At 64.2% G+C, this 19853-nt stretch carries 14 protein-coding genes; all 14 read left to right on the top strand.

Annotated elements, in window-relative coordinates:
- The 14 genes from BL8807_RS05355 to BL8807_RS05420 all read left to right on the top strand — a co-directional run bounded on the left by BL8807_RS05355 (nucleotide 1) and on the right by BL8807_RS05420 (nucleotide 19616).
- A complete protein-coding gene (locus tag BL8807_RS05355) occupies nucleotides 1-702 on the top strand; it encodes a phosphoribosylanthranilate isomerase (protein WP_072726954.1) in 702 nt (233 codons plus the stop codon).
- Nucleotides 695-1678: a carbohydrate kinase family protein gene (locus tag BL8807_RS05360; protein ID WP_072726953.1), complete on the top strand. Its 984-nt coding sequence runs from the start codon at nucleotides 695-697 to the stop codon at nucleotides 1676-1678. The genes BL8807_RS05355 and BL8807_RS05360 overlap by 8 nt, the downstream gene beginning before the upstream one ends.
- Complete coding sequence (locus tag BL8807_RS05365; protein WP_072726952.1) at nucleotides 1671-2654, top strand: nucleoside hydrolase; 984 nt, start codon at nucleotides 1671-1673, stop codon at nucleotides 2652-2654. The genes BL8807_RS05360 and BL8807_RS05365 overlap by 8 nt, the downstream gene beginning before the upstream one ends.
- 135 nt (nucleotides 2655-2789) lie before the next feature.
- Nucleotides 2790-3461, top strand: coding sequence for an HAD family hydrolase (locus BL8807_RS05370; RefSeq protein ID WP_072726951.1), 672 nt, complete (start codon nucleotides 2790-2792; stop codon nucleotides 3459-3461).
- The gene (locus BL8807_RS05375; protein WP_072726950.1) at nucleotides 3462-4652 is read left to right on the top strand and encodes an iron-containing alcohol dehydrogenase; all 1191 of its coding nucleotides are present in this window, start codon (nucleotides 3462-3464) and stop codon (nucleotides 4650-4652) included.
- An 87-nt stretch (nucleotides 4653-4739) separates the two neighbouring features.
- Nucleotides 4740-6185: an MFS transporter gene (locus tag BL8807_RS05380; RefSeq protein WP_072726949.1), complete on the top strand. Its 1446-nt coding sequence runs from the start codon at nucleotides 4740-4742 to the stop codon at nucleotides 6183-6185.
- Between the two features lie 232 nt (nucleotides 6186-6417).
- The gene (locus tag BL8807_RS05385) at nucleotides 6418-7221 is read left to right on the top strand and encodes a YggS family pyridoxal phosphate-dependent enzyme (protein WP_193057499.1); all 804 of its coding nucleotides are present in this window, start codon (nucleotides 6418-6420) and stop codon (nucleotides 7219-7221) included.
- Nucleotides 7222-7384: 163 nt separating this feature from the next.
- On the top strand, nucleotides 7385-8398 hold the full coding sequence (locus tag BL8807_RS05390; RefSeq protein WP_370737565.1) for a class C sortase: 1014 nt from the start codon (nucleotides 7385-7387) through the stop codon (nucleotides 8396-8398).
- Nucleotides 8399-8675: 277 nt separating this feature from the next.
- On the top strand, nucleotides 8676-11147 hold the full coding sequence (locus BL8807_RS05395; RefSeq protein ID WP_072726947.1) for a DUF7604 domain-containing protein: 2472 nt from the start codon (nucleotides 8676-8678) through the stop codon (nucleotides 11145-11147).
- A 156-nt stretch (nucleotides 11148-11303) separates the two neighbouring features.
- Nucleotides 11304-12824: a SpaH/EbpB family LPXTG-anchored major pilin gene (locus BL8807_RS05400; protein WP_072726946.1), complete on the top strand. Its 1521-nt coding sequence runs from the start codon at nucleotides 11304-11306 to the stop codon at nucleotides 12822-12824.
- 144 nt (nucleotides 12825-12968) lie between these two features.
- The gene (locus BL8807_RS05405; RefSeq protein WP_420837968.1) at nucleotides 12969-13598 is read left to right on the top strand and encodes a hypothetical protein; all 630 of its coding nucleotides are present in this window, start codon (nucleotides 12969-12971) and stop codon (nucleotides 13596-13598) included.
- Nucleotides 13599-13799: 201 nt separating this feature from the next.
- Nucleotides 13800-14621, top strand: a complete 822-nt coding sequence (locus BL8807_RS05410; protein ID WP_072726944.1) for a fumarylacetoacetate hydrolase family protein — start codon at nucleotides 13800-13802, stop codon at nucleotides 14619-14621.
- Between the two features lie 758 nt (nucleotides 14622-15379).
- Nucleotides 15380-18040 (top strand): ATP-dependent chaperone ClpB, encoded by a 2661-nt coding sequence (clpB, locus tag BL8807_RS05415; RefSeq protein WP_072726943.1) that lies wholly within the window; start codon nucleotides 15380-15382, stop codon nucleotides 18038-18040.
- Nucleotides 18041-18461: 421 nt separating this feature from the next.
- Nucleotides 18462-19616 (top strand): glutamyl-Q tRNA(Asp) synthetase, encoded by a 1155-nt coding sequence (locus tag BL8807_RS05420; protein WP_072726942.1) that lies wholly within the window; start codon nucleotides 18462-18464, stop codon nucleotides 19614-19616.
- The last annotated feature ends 237 nt before the right edge of the window (nucleotides 19617-19853 follow it).

Raw genomic sequence — 19853 nt, forward strand, 5'->3', positions numbered from 1 at the left:
ATGGCCGACGTCATCGCGCAGATTTATGGAATCAGAACCGTCGAAGACGCCCGTATGGTGATCGACATGGGCGGCGAGCATATCGGTGTGAGCTATGGGCATGTCAAGCACACGCCCGGCCAGCTGACCTGCGAGCAGGCGAAGGAGATCTTCGACGGCGTGCAGCCCGAGGCCGTGCGCATCGGACTGACCTGCTCCGAGGACATCGAGGAGATCACCGAGGATCTCAAGGCCGCCATGCCCGACGTGCTCCACCTCTCCGGCGACATCGAAGGCATCTCGCCCGAGCAGGTGGCCGAGCTCAAAAGCCGCTTCCCCGGGCTCAAAATCATGCAGGCGATGCCCGTGCTCGCCGGCGTGCCGTTGGAGAGCCAGAAGGTGATGCAGTATGTGCGCGACTACGAGCCGGTCTCCGACTTCTTCCTGATCGACACCAAGGCGCCCGACGCCGGAGACATCGGCGCCACCGGCCTGACCCATGACCGCGCCATCGACAAGGCGATCATCGACTCCACCAAGGTCAAATGCATCATCGCCGGCGGTCTCGACGCGTCGAATGTGGGCGAGGCCATCTACGCCACGAATCCCTACGGCGTCGATTCCTTCAGCCTGACCAACTACGACGACGAGCGCGCCGATACGCTGCGTTGCAAGGATCCGGCCAAGGTGGAGGCGTTCATCAAGGCGGCCAAGAATGCCTGAGCCGCAAGTCGTCGTGGTCGGCGATGCGAACGTCGACATCATCGTCCCCTACCCGCGCTTCCTCAACGAGGAACGCACGCGGGTCGAATATCCCACGCCCGAGATCCAAGGCGGCGGCACCTCGGCCAACACCGCGGTGGCGCTCGCCCGACTCGGCGTCGACACGATGTTCGTCGGAACGGTGGGGGACGACCAATACGGCGCGTTCGTGCGCCGCGACCTGGTCGAGGCCGGCGTGGACGTGACCGGTCTGGTCACCGACTCCTCGCTGAACACCGTGGGCGTGTTCGCCTTCGTGGACGAGCGGGGCGAACGCTACCTGTGGGGGTGGCCGCGCGCCGACCAGAGCTTCAAGGTGATCGACCCGCAGTACGTGCCGATGCATGCTGTGCGCTCGGCGGCCTGGGTACATTCCTCGGGGATGTCGCTGACCTACCCGACCTCCGCGCGCGAAAGCATCATCGCCATCTTCCGCGAGGCCCGCGAGGCCGGCGTGACCACTTCGCTGGATCTGAACCTGCGCGTCGACGACGGCGCGCTCGATCCGGACTTCGCCGAGGCGCTGCGCGACATCATGCCGTATGTCGCGGTGCTGCTCGGCTCCGGACCCGACGAATTCGCCTATCTCGGCGAAGGCGACTGGCTGGAGAACGCCAGGGCCTTGGCGGTGGACGGCCGCGTGGTGATCGCCCGCGACGGCGCGAACGGCTCCATCGCCTTCGCCGACGGACGCTCGATCAACGCTCCGGCGTTCCATGTCGAGGTCGGCGACACCATCGGCGCCGGCGACGTCTACAACGCCGGATTCATCCGCGCCCGTCTCGAGGGGCGCGGCCTGGAACGCGCGCTGGTCGAAGGCAACGCGGTCTCCGCGTACAAGGTGGAGCGTAAGGGCGCGCGCAGCACGCCCGACGCCGCCGAACTCGAACTGTTTCTCACCCAACACGACAACAAGGAGGTACCCATCCATGAGTGACAAGAAGAAAGTCATCCTCGACTGCGATCCCGGGCACGACGACGCGTTCGGCATCATGCTCGCCGTGCAGCATCTCGACGTGCTCGGCCTGACCACCATCGGCGGCAACAGCCCGCTGGAGAACGTGACCACCAACGCCTTGAAGGTGCTGGAGGTGCTGGGCGCCGCCGACGACATCGGCGTCTACCCCGGCCACAGCTGCCCGATGGTCGCGCCGCTGGTCACCGCGCCGCAATTCCACGGCGAAACCGGCATGGACGGCCCCGTGCTGCCAGACCCGGTCCACGCCCCGCAGCCGAAGCACGCCGTCGACTTCATCGTCGAGACGGTGATGTCCACCGACGACGTGACCCTGATTGCCACCGGCCCGCTGACCAACATCGCCGCGGCGATCAACCGCGAGCCGCGCATCGTGGAACGCGTCAAGGAGCTGTGCATCATGGGCGGATCCGTGACCTACGGCAACTGGACCCCCGCGGCGGAATTCAACATCTTCGTCGACCCCGAAGCGGCCTCGCGCGTGTTCAACTCCGGCATGCACGTCAAGATGACCGGCATCAACCTGACCCGGCAGTGCAACCTGACGGGCGAGCATGTGGCCGAATTCCGCCGGATCGGCACCAAGGCCGCCCTGCTGGCCGCCGACCTGACCGATTTCTTCATCGGCACCTGCGCGGAGGAATCCGAGCTGACCGGCGCCACCATGCACGACGCCTGCGCCGTGGCGTGGATCGTCAAGCCGGAGCTCATCAAGTCCGTGCCGATGCATATCGACATCGAACTCGACGGCAGGCTCACTCGCGGCATGACCGTGTGCGACTACCGCCATCTGCGCGGCGAGGCTCCCGAGGTCGACCTGGAGCGCACGCCCACCATGGACTTCCGCGGGGAGAAGCCGAACGCCGAGGCCGCCCTCGAACTCGACTTCCCCGGATTCGTGGAACTGCTCAACACCACGCTTGAGCGTTACGACTAAACGTACCCCTCCCTTCCTCCCAACAGGATGGTTCCGCCGGCGGTCCGGCGTCATGTGTTGGTTCGCCTCCAGGGCATCCGGCGGAACCGTCCATCCCTCCCCATCCCGATCATCCGATCCGAAAGGAGCCGTGATATGGCCTACCGACTGGTGCTTTGGGATTTCGACGGCACCCTGGCCGACACCGGCGCCGACGTATGGCGTTCGCTCGCATGGGCGGCCCGCAGCTGCGGCGGCGCGCTTCCCGACTCCTTCATGGCCGACGACCGCAACCTGGGCCTCAGCGTGGCCGAAATCCACCGGCGGATCGAACCCTATCCGGGCGACGGCTCGCTCGACCGGTACGACCGTCTGGTGACCACGCACTACCGTGGGATCACCGACTATCCGTCCACCGCGCTGTACCCGGGCATCGAGGCGCTGCTGCGCGACCTGCACGGGCTGGGCGTCGTCAACCATATCGTGACCCACAAGCCGCGGCAGGCGCTGGAACGCATCCTCGCCATCAAAGGATGGACCGGATTGTTCGAAGGATGGGATTGCGCCGACCAGTACGACGACGGCTCCCCGTCACTGCTCAAAACGTTGATGGTGCGCTCGGTGATGGAGCGTCGCGGCGCCGACCCCGCAGACACGGTGATGGTCGGCGACACGTTCGGCGACATCGTCGCGGCCAGGGCCAACGGCATCGACTCCATCGCCGTCACCTATGGCGACGGCGACGCGGAGCTTCTGCGCGACAGCCGCCCCACCCACTGCGTCGACGGCGTGGACGAACTGGCGGACACCATAAGGAAAGGATTATAGATGTTCCAGGATTTCAGCATCCGCATCGGCACCGAATTCGTGTTCGGACGCGACGTCGAACGCGAAGCCGGACCGCGTCTGGCCGCGATGGGCGCGCATACCGTGCTGGTCCACCACGACGGCGGCGCGTACCTGGAGGCCAACGGTCTGCTCGACGCCGTGCGCGACAGCCTGCGCGGCGCGGGACTCGACGTCGTGGAGCTGGGCGGAGTGCGTCCCAATCCGCGTTTGACCCTGGTGCGCGAGGGCGTGGCGCTCGCCGTCGAGCGCGGCGTGGACGCGGTGCTCGCCATCGGCGGAGGCAGCGTCATCGATTCGGCCAAGGCCATCGCGCTCGGCGCGGCCGACCCCGAGATCGACGTGTGGGACTACTTCACCGGCGCGGCCGCCGCGAAACGCACCCTTCCGGTCGCCGTGGTGCTGACGGTGCCGGCCTCGGGCAGCGAATCCAGCCAGGTCACCGTGATCAACAACGAGGAGGAGCATCTCAAGCTCCTCGTCTCCGACCCGGTGGCGCGGCCCGCGCTGGCGCTGATGAACCCGGCCCTGTCCGCCACATTGCCGGCGTACCCCACCGCCTGCGGCATCGTGGACATGTTCTCGCACATCTGCGAGCGGTACTTCTGCGCCGACGAGGAGTTCGGCGTCATCGACCGCATGGCCGAGGGCGCGCTGCGCACGCTGGTGGACGTCGCCCCGCGCTGCCTCGCCGACCTGACGGACTACGAATGTCGCGCGCAGATCATGTGGATCTCCACCATCGCCCAAAACAACACCCTGGGCGTCGGCCGGGACCAGGACTGGGGCACCCACACCATCGCCAACGAGCTGAGCGCGCTGTACGACACCCCGCACGGCGCGACGCTCTCCATCATCATGGGCCCGTGGATGCGCGTGGCTTCCGAGCGCGCGCCGCGCCGCTTCGCCCGGTACGCGCAGGAGGTGTTCGGCGTGCGCAACGAGACGATGAGCAACGCCGACCTGGCGCGGCGGGGCATCGAGGCCACGGAGGACTTCTTCCGCTCGTTGGGCATGCCCACGTCGTTCGCCGCCCTCGATCTGCCGCGCGACGGCGTGGAACGCATGCTCGACAACATCGCGTTCTACGGTCCGGACGACTCCATCGGATCGGTGGCGCGGCTGGACCGAGACGACTGCAGGCGGGTGTTCGAACTCGCCTTCGGTCGATGAAAGATAACCAGATGTGTCCGTGAGGGGTCGACGCAGACCGACCTGGCGGACGTAGCAATCCCCATCACCAATAGAAAGGATAGGGAAATGGCTGAGACAGCAGTCAAGGAAAAGGAAAACGGCATTCCCGTGCCCGAGGAGGGGACTGAGGAATTCGCCAGAATGAACAAGATGGCGAAGGTCGCGATCCCGATCGTGCTCATCATCTTCACCATGGGCGTGCTCCAGCAGCAGGCCTTCGGCATGATCTACGTGAACATCGGCGACCAGCTCGGCCAGGCGAATCTGGCCCCGTTGATCACCTCGATCCCGGGTATCGTGCTCGGCATCGTGTGCGTCGTCTACGGTTCGCTCGGCGACTTCGTGTCGCTGAAGAAGATGATGATTCTGGGCACGATCGTATTCGTGCTCGGTTCGATACTCGGATGCTTCGGCGACCTGAGCATCTGGATCGTCATCCTCGCCCGCACCGTGCAGTCCGCCGGCTGGCAGGTGTCCGGCTCCATCTTCCTCGTGCTTGTGTCCAAGTACATCGAGAAGAAGAAACGTGTGATCTGGTACGGCGTGTTCGTCGCCGTGTTCCGCATCGCCGCGGCGCTCGGCGTGTTCCTCGCCGGCTACATGACCCTCGTCGACTGGCGCATCCTCTTCGGCATCGGCGTCATCGCGGTCTTCTTCATTCCGGTTCTGGCGAAGAACCTGCCCGACCAGCACGCCAAGGGCGCCCGTATCGACGTGGTCGGCTTCACCCTGATCGGCCTGTTCGCCGGCGCCGTCACCATGTTCTTCACCGACATGAACTGGGGCTGGGGCATCTCCTGCATCGTGACGCTGGTCGCCTTCGTCGTCTACATCAACAAGGCCAAGGATCCGTTCATCACCCCGAAGATGCTGACCAACCCGGCCTTCGCGATGACCATGGTCGTGATCTTCGTCGGCTACTTCTTCAGCTACACGCTGAACGCCGGCTGCAACGCCATCGGCCTGAACGTCTACGGCATCGACTCCTCGCAGGTCTCCAACCTGCTGGTGTGGTCGATCATCCTCGCCGCCATCATGGGCTTCGCCGCAGGCCCGATCATCCAGAGGATCGGCCGCAAGGCCTCCGTGATCCTGGCCCTCGCCTGCATGGGCGGCGGTCTGATCGCCGTGGCCTTCCTGATCCCGATGGGCGCGGTCTGGTCCCTCGCCGTGGCTCCGTGCATCTACTACTTCGGCACCTCCTTCTTCTACCAGCCGATCGTCGACACCGCGACGCTCACGGTGGAGGCCGAGGAGTCCGGCCGCGCGCTGGGCTTCAACGATCTGATGCAGGCCATCACCGGCTCCGTCGGCGTGGCGATCTTCGGCCAGCTCATGGCCAACGGCGCGATGAGCGGCGGCTCGCTGTTCGGCACCGAGGCGGGACCGGCCTCCACCTACGCCAATGTGTTCACCATCGGCGGTGCGATCGTTCTGGGCGCGATGGTGATCTTCATCGCCTCCATGAAGATGATCTACAGCCGTTCGCGCGTGGCGGACGACGAAAGCTGATCGCCGTTCGCCCGCCGGCCGTCTCTCGACCGGCCCGGCCGGCGGTTCGGCGGCGTCGAGGAAGTCTGCGCGCCGCCGCCGAACCGCCACGATACTGATGGGGATGACCCGTACGGATGCCCACGCGCTTCCGTACGGGTCGTTTCTTCATATGCGGCTACTACGATGGGGCGTGGTCGAATGAGCGAGCCCGCGATGCGGGCGTGGTCAGGGGAGTGTCATGACGGCGTATATGGAACATAAGAACCTCGCCAACGAGGTGATCGATGAGGCTCGGAGCCGTCAGATCGCCGACAACGTGCGTCGCGCGCTCGACCGCGTCGCCACGGCCGAGGCCGAGGCGGGCCGGGAGATGGGGGCGGTGCGATTGCTGGCCGCCACCAAAACACGTGATGTGGGCGAGATTCTCGCCGCCATCGACGCGGGCGTGCGCATGATCGGCGAGAACCGTCCGCAGGAGATCGTGGCCAAGGCCCCGGGATTGGCCAAACGGCTGGCCGAGCGCGGGTTCGCGCTGGGGACGGACCCGGCCATGGTCGAGCCGGTCGAACATATTCCCTTCCATCTCATCGGCCAATTGCAGTCGAATAAGATCGGCAAAGTGCTGCCCGTGGCCGATGTGATCGAATCGGTGGATTCCATCGAACTGGCGGAGAGAATCGCCCGCCGCGCGGTGGCGCGCGGCATCACGGTCGGTGTGCTGCTGGAGGTCAACGAGTCCGGCGAGGATTCCAAATCCGGTTGCCCGCCCAGCCACGCCATCGATCTGGCGCAACGCATCGGCGCGATGGGAGGTCTTGAATTGCAGGGCCTGATGACCATCGGCGCGCATGTGGATGATGAGCGCGTGATCCGTTCCGGTTTCGCCCATCTGCGCCGCACCCGTGATCTGATTCTCGCATCCGGCACCGAGGGCACCGAGCACTGCGTGGAATTGTCGATGGGGATGAGCCAGGACATGGATCTCGCCATCGACGAAGGGGCCACCATCGTGCGGGTCGGCACCGCCATTTTCGGCGCGCGCGACTTCATCTGACCTATTCTCGCCGACGACGGGGGTGCGGGGGCATCCATGAACGTCGAAGACGTCGTACGCTACCACCAGCGCGGGGGTGGCCCTGCGGGCGTACGGCGAAAGGGGCGGTGTGAGGTCCACGGACAAAGCGATTCGCGCGGGTGCGAAGCATGCCGCATCACCCGTGGGCGCGACCCTGCACACCGAAACCGCTTCGGGTGTTGAATCCCCCGATTTCGCCGCCGTGATCGACGCGTCCGATATCGTCCGGCGGCAACGGTCGCTGCGCCGCAAACTGTGGGCGATGCGCGCGGTCATCATACTGCTGGTCCTTGCCGCGGTCGGCGTGGGCGGATTTCCCCTGGCCCTGCAATACCGTTCCTCACGCGAGCTCGCCAACACGTCGACGAGCGCCGCCGAGCGCGTGGCGGGCTGGCCGTATCCGCAGGCGGAAACCGCGCTTGAGGAGGCGAGAGCGTACAACACGCGTCTCGCCGAATCGGGACAGACGATTCTGGGTGAGGCCGCCGACCCGTTCTCCGCCATCCAAAACGCCGCCAACGGCGAGACCGACGGCGAAACCGAATCCGCATCGCAGCAGGACGAGGAATACCAGTCGCTGCTTGACAGCGGCGGCGGCGTGATGGGCACCGTCAGCATTCCGAAAATCTCCGTGGAATTGCCGATCTACCACGGGACCTCCGAAACCACGCTCGCCTCGGGCGCGGGCCATCTCTATGGGACCAGCCTGCCGGTCGGCGGCGAGAGCACCCACAGCGTGATCACCGGGCATCGCGGTCTGGTGGAGGCGGCGATGTTCACGCGTCTCGACGAGATGGAAGTGGGCGACTACTTCTATATCGAGGTGATGGGCGAGACGCTGGGGTATCAGGTGGACCGCATCGCCATAATCGAGCCGGACGATACCTCGCAGCTGAAGATCGTCCCCGGCGAGGACCGCGTGACCCTGATGACCTGCACGCCCTACGGCGTGAACACGCACCGTCTGCTGGTCTCGGCCGTGCGCTCGTCGATTCCGGACGAGATCCCCGCCGAGGAGGACGCGGTGGCGGACGCCCGCGTCATCGCCATCGCCGTTGGATTGGGCGTGCTGGCGTTCGGACTGCTGCTGCTGGGATTCCTCCACTCCCCGTGGCATATCCGCCGCCATGCCGCCAGCTGGCCCAAGCGAGGTTAGCGCCGCGGCTCCGGTTTGCGTTTGGGTCATTATATGAACGTTTCGCGCGTGTGCAGGTGACGTACGAGGGGATGCGTTGTTCGCCTGACGCATTGTGCTCGCTTGTTTTTCGCGACTCACGAGGGGATGAGTATTGCCTCGTTCAGGGTGTACGCGCCGACTGGGGAAGCGAATTAGGTTGGCGCAATGTATGGGCGTCCCATGGCTTATGGGCGCTTGGGTGCATCCGTCGGCGGCAGGTTGTGTGGTCTTCGACGGCGAGGAACGGAACAAAGATATGGGAAGAATTCGCGAGCTGCTCGCCCGGATCGCCGGAGCGGGCTTGAACAAAGCCATGGCGCTGGTAGCCGCGCTCGCCATGGTGGTCAGCGTCGTCGGCGTGGGGACCGCGGTCGCTGAGGAGTCGAGCTCCTCCGGACAGTCCGGAACGGCCCAGACGGCGGAAACGAATGACGAAACGACGAAAACCGATGAGGAACTGGCCGCCGAAGCCGATGACATTCGCCCTGCTGAGAGCACGGATGACGGAGTGGCCGCCGCTTCGGACGACGACGTGGATCTGGAGGCTCCCGCGCACCGCAAATACATCAAAGACAACGGCGACGGCACTTACTGGTTGTCGTTGGATGTGACCGGCGCCTCCCGCGCCAGCACCGAACAGAACTACCAGGCCGCCGATGTGGTGCTGGTGATGGACACCTCAGGCAGCATGAATGACTGCGTCGCCTACGACCGGCGGGGAAACTGCACGCAAAGACGGTGGGGCATCGCGACCTCGGCCGCTTCGGCGTTGGCCAATCAGCTGTTGACCGACGCGAACGCGGCGTTGCCGACGAATCAGCAGGTGCAGATGGCGGTGGTGGATTTCGACACCACTTCAAAGGTGATGGATCTCAGCTCTCGATGGGGAGCTCAGTCGTGGACCACATCCGCCTCGGCCGTCACGAGCTCCTTTGACGATATGAGCGCCAGCGGCGGCACCAACTGGGAGGCTGGCCTGAGCGACGCGAATTCGCTGAATTCAAGCCGTGCGGGTGTCAAGAAGTACATCATCTTCCTGTCCGACGGCTCTCCGACCTTCCGCAACAGTTCGATGGGCGTCAGGTGCCCCAACGGGTGGAATAGCGAGTGCAACTACTACGGAAGCGACGGCGTTTACGGCACTGGAAGTAGCGATGATAGCGGTTACAATTACAACGCCGCCGTCAACGAGGCGAACAGCCGCAATGGTGCCGAACTGTATGTGGTGAGTACGGGTTCCGGAGCGAATGATGACATGAGTCGATTCGCCAACGACGTCAATGGCACCTTCTTCGACGGTACGGACGAAGAGAAGCTCACGGCGGCGTTCGACTCCATCATCGAGGAGATCACCCGTCAGTCCACGTATCGGGATGTGCTGGTCAAGGACACGCTATCCCAATACGCCGTGGCGACGGACAGCCAGGGAGGCACGGGCTATCTGGTGGAATCGTCCGCATACGACGCGGACGGCGGCGATGTCTCGCAGACCGATCCGGCCGCGCGCTCCATGAGCGTGGAATACAATCAGGAGACCAAAGAACTGTCGATGGTCTTCCCCGAAGGCACGACGCTCAGCCCGAACGTCACCTATGTGGCGAGGATTCTGATCAAACCCTCCGACGATGCGTACGACTACTTCATCGCCAACAGCGGCTCGTATCCGAACACTGGCGATGCCAACACCGACGCCGAAGGCAATACGACCAGCTCCAACCAGGCCGGCTTCTATGCGAACGCCACGAATGGCAATGGCGACACGTCGGCGACGGTGTATTACAAGGTGGTCACCACGGTCGATGGAGAGGAGCACGTCGGCGAAGAGCAAAGCGCGCTCTACGACCGGCCGGTGATTCAGGTGAAGGTCCCCAGCCTGACGCTGTCCAAAAGCGTGGACAGCACCTACGCCGGCGACTACGGCGCGCAGCCCGCGAACTGGACGCTGTCGGCGCTGAAGAACAGCGGCGCGTACGGCATCAATCCGACCACCCCGAGCGGAGACGTGTCCACTGACGGCTTCGTATCCACGCAGTCGGTATCCAAAACCCTGTTGGCACCGGGCATCTACACCCTGTCCGAAGCCGAGGACGAATCCACCGGATACCAGTACTTCAACGGATACACGGCTGGGCGATGGAAATGCGTCGATGCGGACGGCGACACGGTCACCGTATCCACCAGCGGGTCGAGCGGAGCGCAGACGGTGAATCTGAAATCGGGCGACGACGTGACCTGCACCGTGACCAACACCGCGCTGCCCGGTGCGATCTTCTGGAAGAAAGTCGACCAGCGTGATCAGACGAAGCTGCTTGAGGGCTCGCAGTGGACGCTGTCCGGCGACATCGAAGGCTTCGAAGAGCTGAACATCGTGGACGACGGCGAGAACGACCAGTCCTCCGATACGGCCGGCGAGCTGTCCGTGGACGGTTTGGTCTGGGGCGAATACACCCTCACCGAAACCAAGGCCCCGACGGGGTATCGGACGCCGACCGGTGACGACGCCGAACACGCCGTCAGCGTGTTGCCTAGCAATGGCATCGAAGATGATGGACGATTCGTCATCGATGTCGGTTCGATCGTCAACAAACGCACAGAGGTGTCGTCGTTGCCGTTGACCGGCGGCATGTCCGAACGCGACTGGCTGATCGGCGGCGCGGGGCTGGGCATGCTCGCATTGCTGCTGATCGGCGGTGTCGGCATCTGGCGAGGCAGGCAACGTTTGCTCTGATTCCCCGACATTTTCCATCAAATCTTGTGGCGGTTGTCATAGTCTCACTGTCTCAACCGCCGCAGGCTGAATAATTTCACAGATTTGCGGATCGCGGAGCCCGGAGTTGGGCTCCGGCTTCCGCGAGGGCAAAACACAGAAGAAAGGACTCCTCTCATGAAGATGAGGAAACTATTCGCCTCAATCGCCGCCGCGGCGACGATGATGGCCGGTCTCGCCTTTGGCGCGGCCACCGCGAACGCGGCGCCCGCGGACCAGACGCTGACGCTGAACGCCGGAAGCTACGGTGTGGTCGACGGCCACACGTTCAAGTATGTGGAGCTGGCCTCGTATCTTGGCGAGAACAGCGGCGAAATCGAAACCGTCGCGGATCGCGACGCTGTGGTGACGGCCATCAGGACCGCCACCGGCGCGGACGTGCCTTCGGATGTCGATCCGTTGGTGTGGGCGCAGTCCGGCGACCTCAACGGCACCGGCAGCCCGTTGTTCGGCGACAATTCGGCGTTCCCCTGGAGCGGAAACGACGCCTCGCGTGAATTCGCGAACGCGTTGGTCTCCTATGCGGAGACCAACGGTGTTTCGGTGACAGCGGATGCCGAGCCGTTCACCATCACCGGTCTTGACGGCGGCCTGTATCTGCTGGTCGATGTGACCGAAGGCGCGACCGCGACCGAGAAGTCGCTGCCGATTATCGTGGGCACGGCCAACACCGCCGTGAGCATGACCGGCGAAATCAACGTCAAGAACCAGAAGACCGATGTGCCGCCGACCAAGAGCGTCGAAGGCGACACCGACGGCACGGTGAGCGTCGGCGATACGCTGACCTACACCATCAACGGCATGGTGCCCTCCACTACCGACCAGAGCGACGACTACGTCTATTCGTTCGTGGACTACGCCTCCGCCGGTCTGTCCATCAACACGTCCAAAAGCAATGTGAAGGTCTACGTCGAAGGCGAGAGCGAGCCGCTCGCGGAATCCGAGTACACCGTGAGCCCGGCCGATCAGACCGTGGCCGGTGATGGCAGCAACGCCACCTTCACCGTCTCTCTTACGAAGGCCGCGTTGGACAATCTTCAGGATTACGCCGGCAAGAAGCTGTCCGTGAAGTACTCCGCCACCGTGACGGACGACGCCAAGGAGAACCCGGTGACCAACTCCGCCGAGATCGACAACGGCGGCAACGCTTCCGGACAAGGCACGCCGGTGACGCTGCACACCAACAAGTTCTCCTTCACCAAGGTGTGGGCCGACGGCACCGCCGCGACCGGCGCCTCCTTCGAGGTGTTCGATGGCGACGGCAATTCCGTCGCCAAGATCGAGAACAACTCCGGCAACGTCTTCGAGTTCGCCGGTCTGAAGAACGGCACCTACACCGTTCGTGAGACCAAGGTCGCCGATGGCGCTCAGAACGTCACAGGATCCTTCACCGTGACTTTGAAGTACGGCGAGGCCATGGTGTTCGGCGACAGCCTGACGAGCGATCCCTACGATCTGGTCAAGTATGACGGCGAGTCCGGCGCCATCACGGTGACCAACGTCAAATCCATCACCCAGCTGCCGCTGACCGGTGCCGCCGGCACGGCGCTGTTCACCGCGATCGGACTGCTGCTCGCGGGAGTCGCCGTCACGGTCTACGTCAAGAGCCGCGGCATGAAGCGATCTTTGAACGCGTGATGCATGACTGATGGGGAGAGGGGTCGCGAAACGTCGGCCCCTCTCTTCGATGAATCGAGGAAATTGGATCGTTCGCCGAGACGGTAACGGGTCTGCGATGCGGACGGGGCGTCCTTGCATGGACGGTAGTGATAGGGGAATGCAATGGCGACTGGTGGAGGCATGTTCAGTGCCGAAGAAGTGCGGTATCTCAGAAAATTGCCCGCGGTGGCGAACGCCACTCGCAACCGCATCATGTATTCGGAGGCGTTCAAACGATCCTGTCTGCGCAGGTATTTCGCCGGCGAATCGCCGGTGAAGATGTTTCGCGAGGCCGGACTCGATCCGTCGCTTGTCGGATACAAGCGCATCGAACGATGCTTCGCGCGCTGGAAGGAGCAGGCGAAGAAAGAAGGCGTGGAACAGTATCTCGCCGGTGGCGATGGGGACGATGCGGTGGATTTCTCGCCGGAGTCGTTCGCGCTCGACAGGGTCCGTCCCGTCCGCAAAAAGAATCGGGGGGGGGGGGGCATTGTTACCGCCTCTACTCGTATGTCACGCGACTCTTGGGAGGAGGCGCGCGATCTGATCATCGCCCAGCAGGCCTGGCGCATCGACCAATTGGAGCATAGGCTCGCCTCGATGATGGAACAGGACGGCGCGGACCGGACCGACGTCGATCTCGATGCTGATTTCGCCTTCGCCTTCACCGAGCATCGCCACCCGGAACTCCGCCATGACATGGACGGCGATTCGGCGGATGCGAGTGCGGCCCCTCCGGCTTCGTCATCCTGAGCGGAGGCGAAACCGGAGTCGAAGGATCTCATTAGCCTTTGCCAATCAAGAAATCCCTCGACTGCGCTCGGGATGACGTGCGGACTTGGGATCCCCGCGCGGGGCCGACGGTCGAGAGTCGTGCGGGGCGATGGCCGAGTCTGCGCTAGACCGACGGCCGAAAGCCGCGCGTTGTGCCCGGCCCTGCCTACACTGGTGGCTATGAGAATCGCACGTTTTTCCTTCAATGAATCGCCCCGCTACGCCTTCGTCCAGACCGACGAATCCGATGGCAAAGACTATCTCGTCGAGCTCGACGGCCATCCGCTGCTTGGCGGCGAGGTGGCCCCCACCGGCAAGCGTTACCCGGTCGACGGTGACGGCATCCGCCTGCTCGCGCCGGTCATCCCCTCCAAAATCTACGGTCTGGGCAAGAACTATGAGGCGCATGCCCAGTTCATGCATGAGGCGGGCCATTCCGAAATCACCCACGCGCCCGAGGATATGGTCATCTTCGCCAAGCCTTCCACCTCGGTGATCGGCCCGGACGATCCGATCGTGATCCCCTCGTATTCGAACGATATGAACTACGAGCCCGAGGTGGCCGTGGTGATGGGCCGCATCGCCAAGAACGTGCCGGTCGAACGCGCCATGGAGTATGTGCTCGGCTTCACCTGCACCAACGACGTGACCTTGCGCGACCTGCAAGGCCTCGACCCGATGTGGACGCGCGCCAAGGGCTTCGACACCGCCTGCCCGCTGGGCCCCTGGATCGTGAGCCGCGATGAGCTCGACTGGCGCGACGCGAAGATCTCGTTCACGCTCAATGGTGAGGATGTGCCCCAAGCCAACGGCACCACCGCCAATCTGATCCACGGCATCCCCGAACAGATCGCCGCCATCTCCTCCTTCGCCACGCTGCTGCCGGGCGATGTGATCCTCACCGGCACGCCGCACGCCTCCGGCCAGCTGAACCCCGGCGACGAGGCCATCGTCAACGTCGAGGGCATCGGCTCCCTACGCAACGTCGTCGTGCGTGGCTAATTGGATTTGCGGACTGTGATTATTACCGCTTGCCATACCCATGGGCAGCGGATGCGCGCTGAATCTGGACGTATGGCGCATGCTCGACTATGATGAGTGATGTCGGTTGAGGCGTGCTAACTTTCCTCATTCCAAGGCGGGTGTACAACGACTTTCCGAGGATTGGCCAACATCGACAGGGCGTTGTTCGCGTCCTTACTATGGCGCTAGGCCGGTATTCCACGGAATACCGGCCTTTTGCATGCTTCGAGTGAATGCCCGCCGCAGCATGCTGCGGCGGGCGGGGCCGGCCTATGGCCTGCGGTGATGGTTGTGCATTGCGTACCCACACAAGGCGAGTAACGCGATGTCCGCCGTGATGGAATCCATCTTGGCAGAACAGGCAATGATGATCACTGCCATAAGCCACACCATCGAGCCGTTGCGCGGCCCTTTATTGTTCGCACGCATGGCTCGCCTTCTACTATGGCCGCGCCGCGTTTGGACGCGGCGACGTCATCGCGACGGTTGTCGTGATGGTCATTCAATCCGTGCTACAGGGTTGCCTGACATTGCTGATTCTACCGGTAGGGCGTGTGGCGATAGATTGTGAGTGTTCTCTTGAAAGGCGTGTATTTAAAAACTTGAGTCGAGTTCACTCAAGTTTTGGGAATAGAATCGTTCCTTCATTGGTTGAGCATGTCAGGACATGACGAATGCGCCGTGGCGGCCGCGAAAACCGCGGCAACCGCCCGGCGCGCAACAATGGAGGAACAGACATGGAACAGAAGCTCACCACCATGGCCCAGGAGGCCATCGGAGACGCCATCCAAAGCGCTTCGGCCGCGGGCAACGCGCAGATCGACACCCTGCATGTGCTGGACGCGCTGCTGCGACAGGAGAACGGACCGGTCCGCTCGCTGATCGAAGCGGCCGGCGGCGACCCGCAGACCATCGGCGCGGCCGTGCGCAACGCCTTGGTCTCCCTGCCCAGCGCCAGCGGTTCGACCACCTCGCAGCCGCAGGCCAGCCGCCAACTCACCGCGGCGATCGCGCAGGCCGAAAAGGAGATGCGCGATATGGGCGACGAATACGTCTCCACCGAGCATCTGCTCATCGGCATCGCCGCCAGCGCACCCAACCAAGGCGCCGACATCCTCAAATCCAACGGCATCACCCCCGAGGTCCTACGCAAGGCCGTGCCCGGCGTGCGCGGCGGCGCGAAAGTCACCAGCCCCGACGCGGAAGGCAACTACAAGGCGCTGGAGAAATACTCCACCGACCTGACCGCCGCCGCGAGGGACGGCAAGCTCGACCCCGTGATCGGGCGCGACCAGGAGATCCGCCGTGTGATCCAGATCCTGAGCCGCCGCACCAAGAACAACCCGGTGCTGATCGGCGAGCCCGGCGTCGGCAAAACCGCCGTCGTCGAAGGACTGGCGCAGCGCATCGTGGCGGGCGACGTGCCCAGCACCCTGCAGGGCAAGAAGCTCATCAGCCTCGACCTGGGGTCCATGGTGGCCGGCTCCAAATACCGCGGCGAATTCGAGGAACGCCTGAAGTCCGTGCTGGAGGAGATCAAGAACGCCGACGGGCGGATCATCACCTTCATCGACGAGATCCACACCATCGTCGGCGCGGGTGCGGCCGAGGGCTCCATGGACGCGGGCAATATGCTCAAGCCCATGCTGGCCCGCGGCGAACTGCGCCTCATCGGCGCCACCACGCTCGACGAGTACCGCGAGAACGTCGAAAAGGACCCCGCGCTGGAACGCCGCTTCCAGCAGGTGTTCGTCGGCGAGCCGAGCGTGGAGGACACCATCGCCATCCTGCGCGGCCTCAAGCAGCGTTATGAGGCCCACCACAAGGTGACGATAGGCGACGACGCGCTCGTGGCCGCCGCAACCCTCTCCAACCGTTACATTTCAGGACGCCAGCTGCCGGACAAGGCCATCGATCTGGTCGACGAGGCCGCCGCGCACCTGCGCATGGAGCTCGACTCCTCCCCGGAGGAGATCGACGAGCTGCAGCGCAGGGTCACGCGACTGGAAATGGAGGAGATGCAGCTCAAAAAGGCCGAGGATCCCGCCTCGCGCGACCGTCTGGGCAAACTGCAGGCCGAACTCGCCGACACGCGCGAGAAGCTCGCCGGACTCAAAGCCCGGTGGGACGCCGAACAGGCCGGCCATAACAAGGTCGGCGACCTGCGCGCCAAGCTTGACGACCTGCGCGTGCAGGCCGACAAGTTCACCCGCGAAGGCGATCTGGAGCAGGCGTCGCGCATCCTGTACGGCGAAATCCCCGCCATCCAGAAGGAACTCGCCGCAGCCGAACAGGCCGCGGACGCCGAATCCCAGACGGATGCCGCGCAATCCGAACCGATGGTGCCCGACCGTGTGGACGCTGACTCGGTGGCCGAAATCGTCTCCGACTGGACCGGCATCCCCGTTGGCCGCCTCATGCAGGGCGAGAACGAGAAGCTGCTGAGCATGGAGGACTACCTCGGCAGGCGCGTCATCGGGCAGAAGGAGGCCATCGCGGCCGTCTCGGACGCGGTGCGCCGCTCGCGCGCCGGCATCTCCGACCCGAACCGCCCCACCGGCTCCTTCCTGTTCCTCGGCCCCACCGGCGTGGGCAAAACCGAGCTGGCGAAGGCGCTCGCCGACTTCCTCTTCGACGACGAGCGTGCCATGGTGCGCATCGACATGTCCGAATATATGGAGAAGTCGAGCGTCAGCCGCCTGATCGGCGCCGCGCCCGGCTACATCGGCTACGAGCAGGGCGGCCAGCTCACCGAGGCCGTGCGTCGCCGCCCGTATTCGGTGGTGCTGTTCGACGAGGTGGAGAAGGCCAATCCGGAGATCTTCGACGTGCTGCTGCAGGTGCTCGACGACGGCCGGCTGACCGACGGCCAAGGCAGGACCGTGGACTTCAAGAACACGATTCTGATCATGACCTCGAACCTCGGCTCGCAGTTCCTCGTGAACGAGGACATGGACGCGGACGCCAAGCGCAAGGCCGTGATAGACACCGTGCATATGAACTTCAAGCCGGAGTTCCTGAACCGCTTGGACGACACCGTGATGTTCCAGCCGCTCACCCGCGAGGAGCTCGGCGGCATCGTGGACATCCAGGTCAACGCCGTGTCCGCGCGTCTGACCGAACGCCGCATCACGCTCGACGTGACCGATTCGGCCCGCGAATGGCTCGCCAACGTCGGCTACGATCCGGCGTACGGCGCGCGTCCGCTGCGTCGTCTGGTGCAGACCGAGGTCGGCGACCAGCTGGCCCGCATGCTGCTCGCCGGCAGGGTGCATGACGGCGACACCGTGCTTGTGGACCAGACCGGCGGCGAGCACCTGGAGCTCACAGCCTGGGCCTCCGACCAGCTCGTCGGCGACGATCCGACCGCGTCAGTCGGCAACAGCCAAGAAGACTGATCGTTCCGCCCCTCGTCATTCCGAGCGGAGGCGTAGCCGTAGTCGAGGAATCCCTGTTGAGATGCCTCGACTACGCTCGGCATGACGAGGGGCGGTCCAACATGGCGGCGCGGCATGGCCCGCGTGGCCGTTCCCGGCCGGGCGACGCGTGAAGCGTTGGCCGCCCCCGTCGAAAGGGCTCGTGAAACATTGCGATTCAATGTGTTTCACGAGCCCTGCTGTATTACCCCCGTCGGATTGTGTCGTGAAACACTGTGATCCGTCGTGTTTCACGAGCCTTTCCGACGGTCGGCCGTCAGTCAGATCGTTGTTCAGATTCCTGCCAGTTCAGTACGATGGCGGTTAACGGTGCCGTATGCGATATATGCGATATGCACGATACGTATGATCCGCGGCGCTCGCCACTCGTATTGGAGACCATATGACCGGACGATTCGCGCCGACCCCATCGGGACGCATGCATATCGGCAACGCATACGCGATGCTCGCCGCATGGCTGGACGCCCGCTCGCGTGGCGAACGCATGCTGCTGCGCATCGAGGATGTCGACACCCCGCGCGTGCTGCCCGACGCCGACCGTCTGCTGATGGACGACCTGGTCTGGCTTGGTCTCGACTGGGATGGCGAGGCCGTCTACCAGTCCTCGCCCGAACGCCATGCCCGATACGAGGAAGCGCTGACATGCTTGGCCAACGCCGGTCTGGTATACCCCTGCTTCTGTTCGCGCGCCGATCTGCGCGCCGCCTCCGCGCCTAACGAGGGCGACGGATTCATGATCTATCCCGGCACCTGCCGCCGGCTGTTGGAGGAACGGCCGGATGAGGTCACGGCGCGTCTGGCCCGGGGCGACCGCCATTCGCTGCGCATCGTGATGCCCGGTGGCTGGGCCGCGCCGCATGAGACCGCCGCCGACGCCTACTCGGGATTCGTCGATGAGGTGTTCGGCCCGCAACTGTTCAACTTGCCGCGCATGGTCGGCGATTCGGTGGTCCGCCGTGCCGACGGGCTGTTCGCCTACCAGCTGGTGGTCGTCGTCGACGACCTCGACATGGGCGTCGACCGCATCGTGCGCGGCCGCGACCTGCTGCGCTCCACCGCTTTGCAGCGTTGGATCCGCGCGAGTCTGCTGCGCGCGGGCTTCGTGCCCCAAGCGCATGCGGTCTCGCCAACGTTGTCTGCCGGCGAAGCGGTGAACGGCGAACCGACGGTGATGGCCGTGAAATCCCACGCTGACGACGGTCTACTCGCCGGTGCCTCAGGCAAGCAGAGGAACGCCGCGCCATCCGCGGAGCATCCGACCTACGCGCATCTCCCGCTGATCGACAACGCTGCTGGAAAACGACTCGCCAAACGCGAGCGTTCGCTCGATATGGGGGCGTTGCGCGCCCGTGGCGTCACGCCTGAGCAGGTCGTCGGCTACTGCGCGTATCTGCTGAATCTTCGCCCCGACGCCGAACCATGTTCCGCCGCCGAACTTGTGCCGGGCTTCTCATGGGAGCCGTTGCGCGCCGAACATGATGACCGCGCCGTCGACCCTTCGGATCCCTTATGTCCGCATTGGTTGGTTGAACGATAAATCAGCCAACACGTCGCAATCACGTGAACTCAACGGAGCCCGCGCCAGTCCCGATTGGGCCGTCCGCAAAGGCGGAAAACGAGTTTGGTGTGTCCGATTCGTTCGATACAGCCGATTTTCCACACCAGACTTGTAAATCAATCGTTTTACTTGGACATATGACGATACCCCGGCGCACCAAACTCCGCATCGGCCGGCTACGCCCGGGTGCGACAGGTTGACGCGCGTTGGGTCTAC

This window comes from Bifidobacterium lemurum, from assembly GCF_014898175.1.
Classification (GTDB): domain Bacteria; phylum Actinomycetota; class Actinomycetes; order Actinomycetales; family Bifidobacteriaceae; genus Bifidobacterium; species Bifidobacterium lemurum.

Coding starts and splice junctions, on each gene's coding strand:
- BL8807_RS05355 (WP_072726954.1), top strand. CDS start 1: ATGGCCGACGTCATCGCGCAGATTTATGGAATCAGAACCGTCGAAGAC.
- BL8807_RS05360 (WP_072726953.1), top strand. CDS start 695: ATGCCTGAGCCGCAAGTCGTCGTGGTCGGCGATGCGAACGTCGACATC.
- BL8807_RS05365 (WP_072726952.1), top strand. CDS start 1,671: ATGAGTGACAAGAAGAAAGTCATCCTCGACTGCGATCCCGGGCACGAC.
- BL8807_RS05370 (WP_072726951.1), top strand. CDS start 2,790: ATGGCCTACCGACTGGTGCTTTGGGATTTCGACGGCACCCTGGCCGAC.
- BL8807_RS05375 (WP_072726950.1), top strand. CDS start 3,462: ATGTTCCAGGATTTCAGCATCCGCATCGGCACCGAATTCGTGTTCGGA.
- BL8807_RS05380 (WP_072726949.1), top strand. CDS start 4,740: ATGGCTGAGACAGCAGTCAAGGAAAAGGAAAACGGCATTCCCGTGCCC.
- BL8807_RS05385 (WP_193057499.1), top strand. CDS start 6,418: ATGGAACATAAGAACCTCGCCAACGAGGTGATCGATGAGGCTCGGAGC.
- BL8807_RS05395 (WP_072726947.1), top strand. CDS start 8,676: ATGGGAAGAATTCGCGAGCTGCTCGCCCGGATCGCCGGAGCGGGCTTG.
- BL8807_RS05400 (WP_072726946.1), top strand. CDS start 11,304: ATGAAGATGAGGAAACTATTCGCCTCAATCGCCGCCGCGGCGACGATG.
- BL8807_RS05405 (WP_420837968.1), top strand. CDS start 12,969: ATGGCGACTGGTGGAGGCATGTTCAGTGCCGAAGAAGTGCGGTATCTC.
- BL8807_RS05410 (WP_072726944.1), top strand. CDS start 13,800: ATGAGAATCGCACGTTTTTCCTTCAATGAATCGCCCCGCTACGCCTTC.
- clpB (WP_072726943.1), top strand. CDS start 15,380: ATGGAACAGAAGCTCACCACCATGGCCCAGGAGGCCATCGGAGACGCC.
- BL8807_RS05420 (WP_072726942.1), top strand. CDS start 18,462: ATGACCGGACGATTCGCGCCGACCCCATCGGGACGCATGCATATCGGC.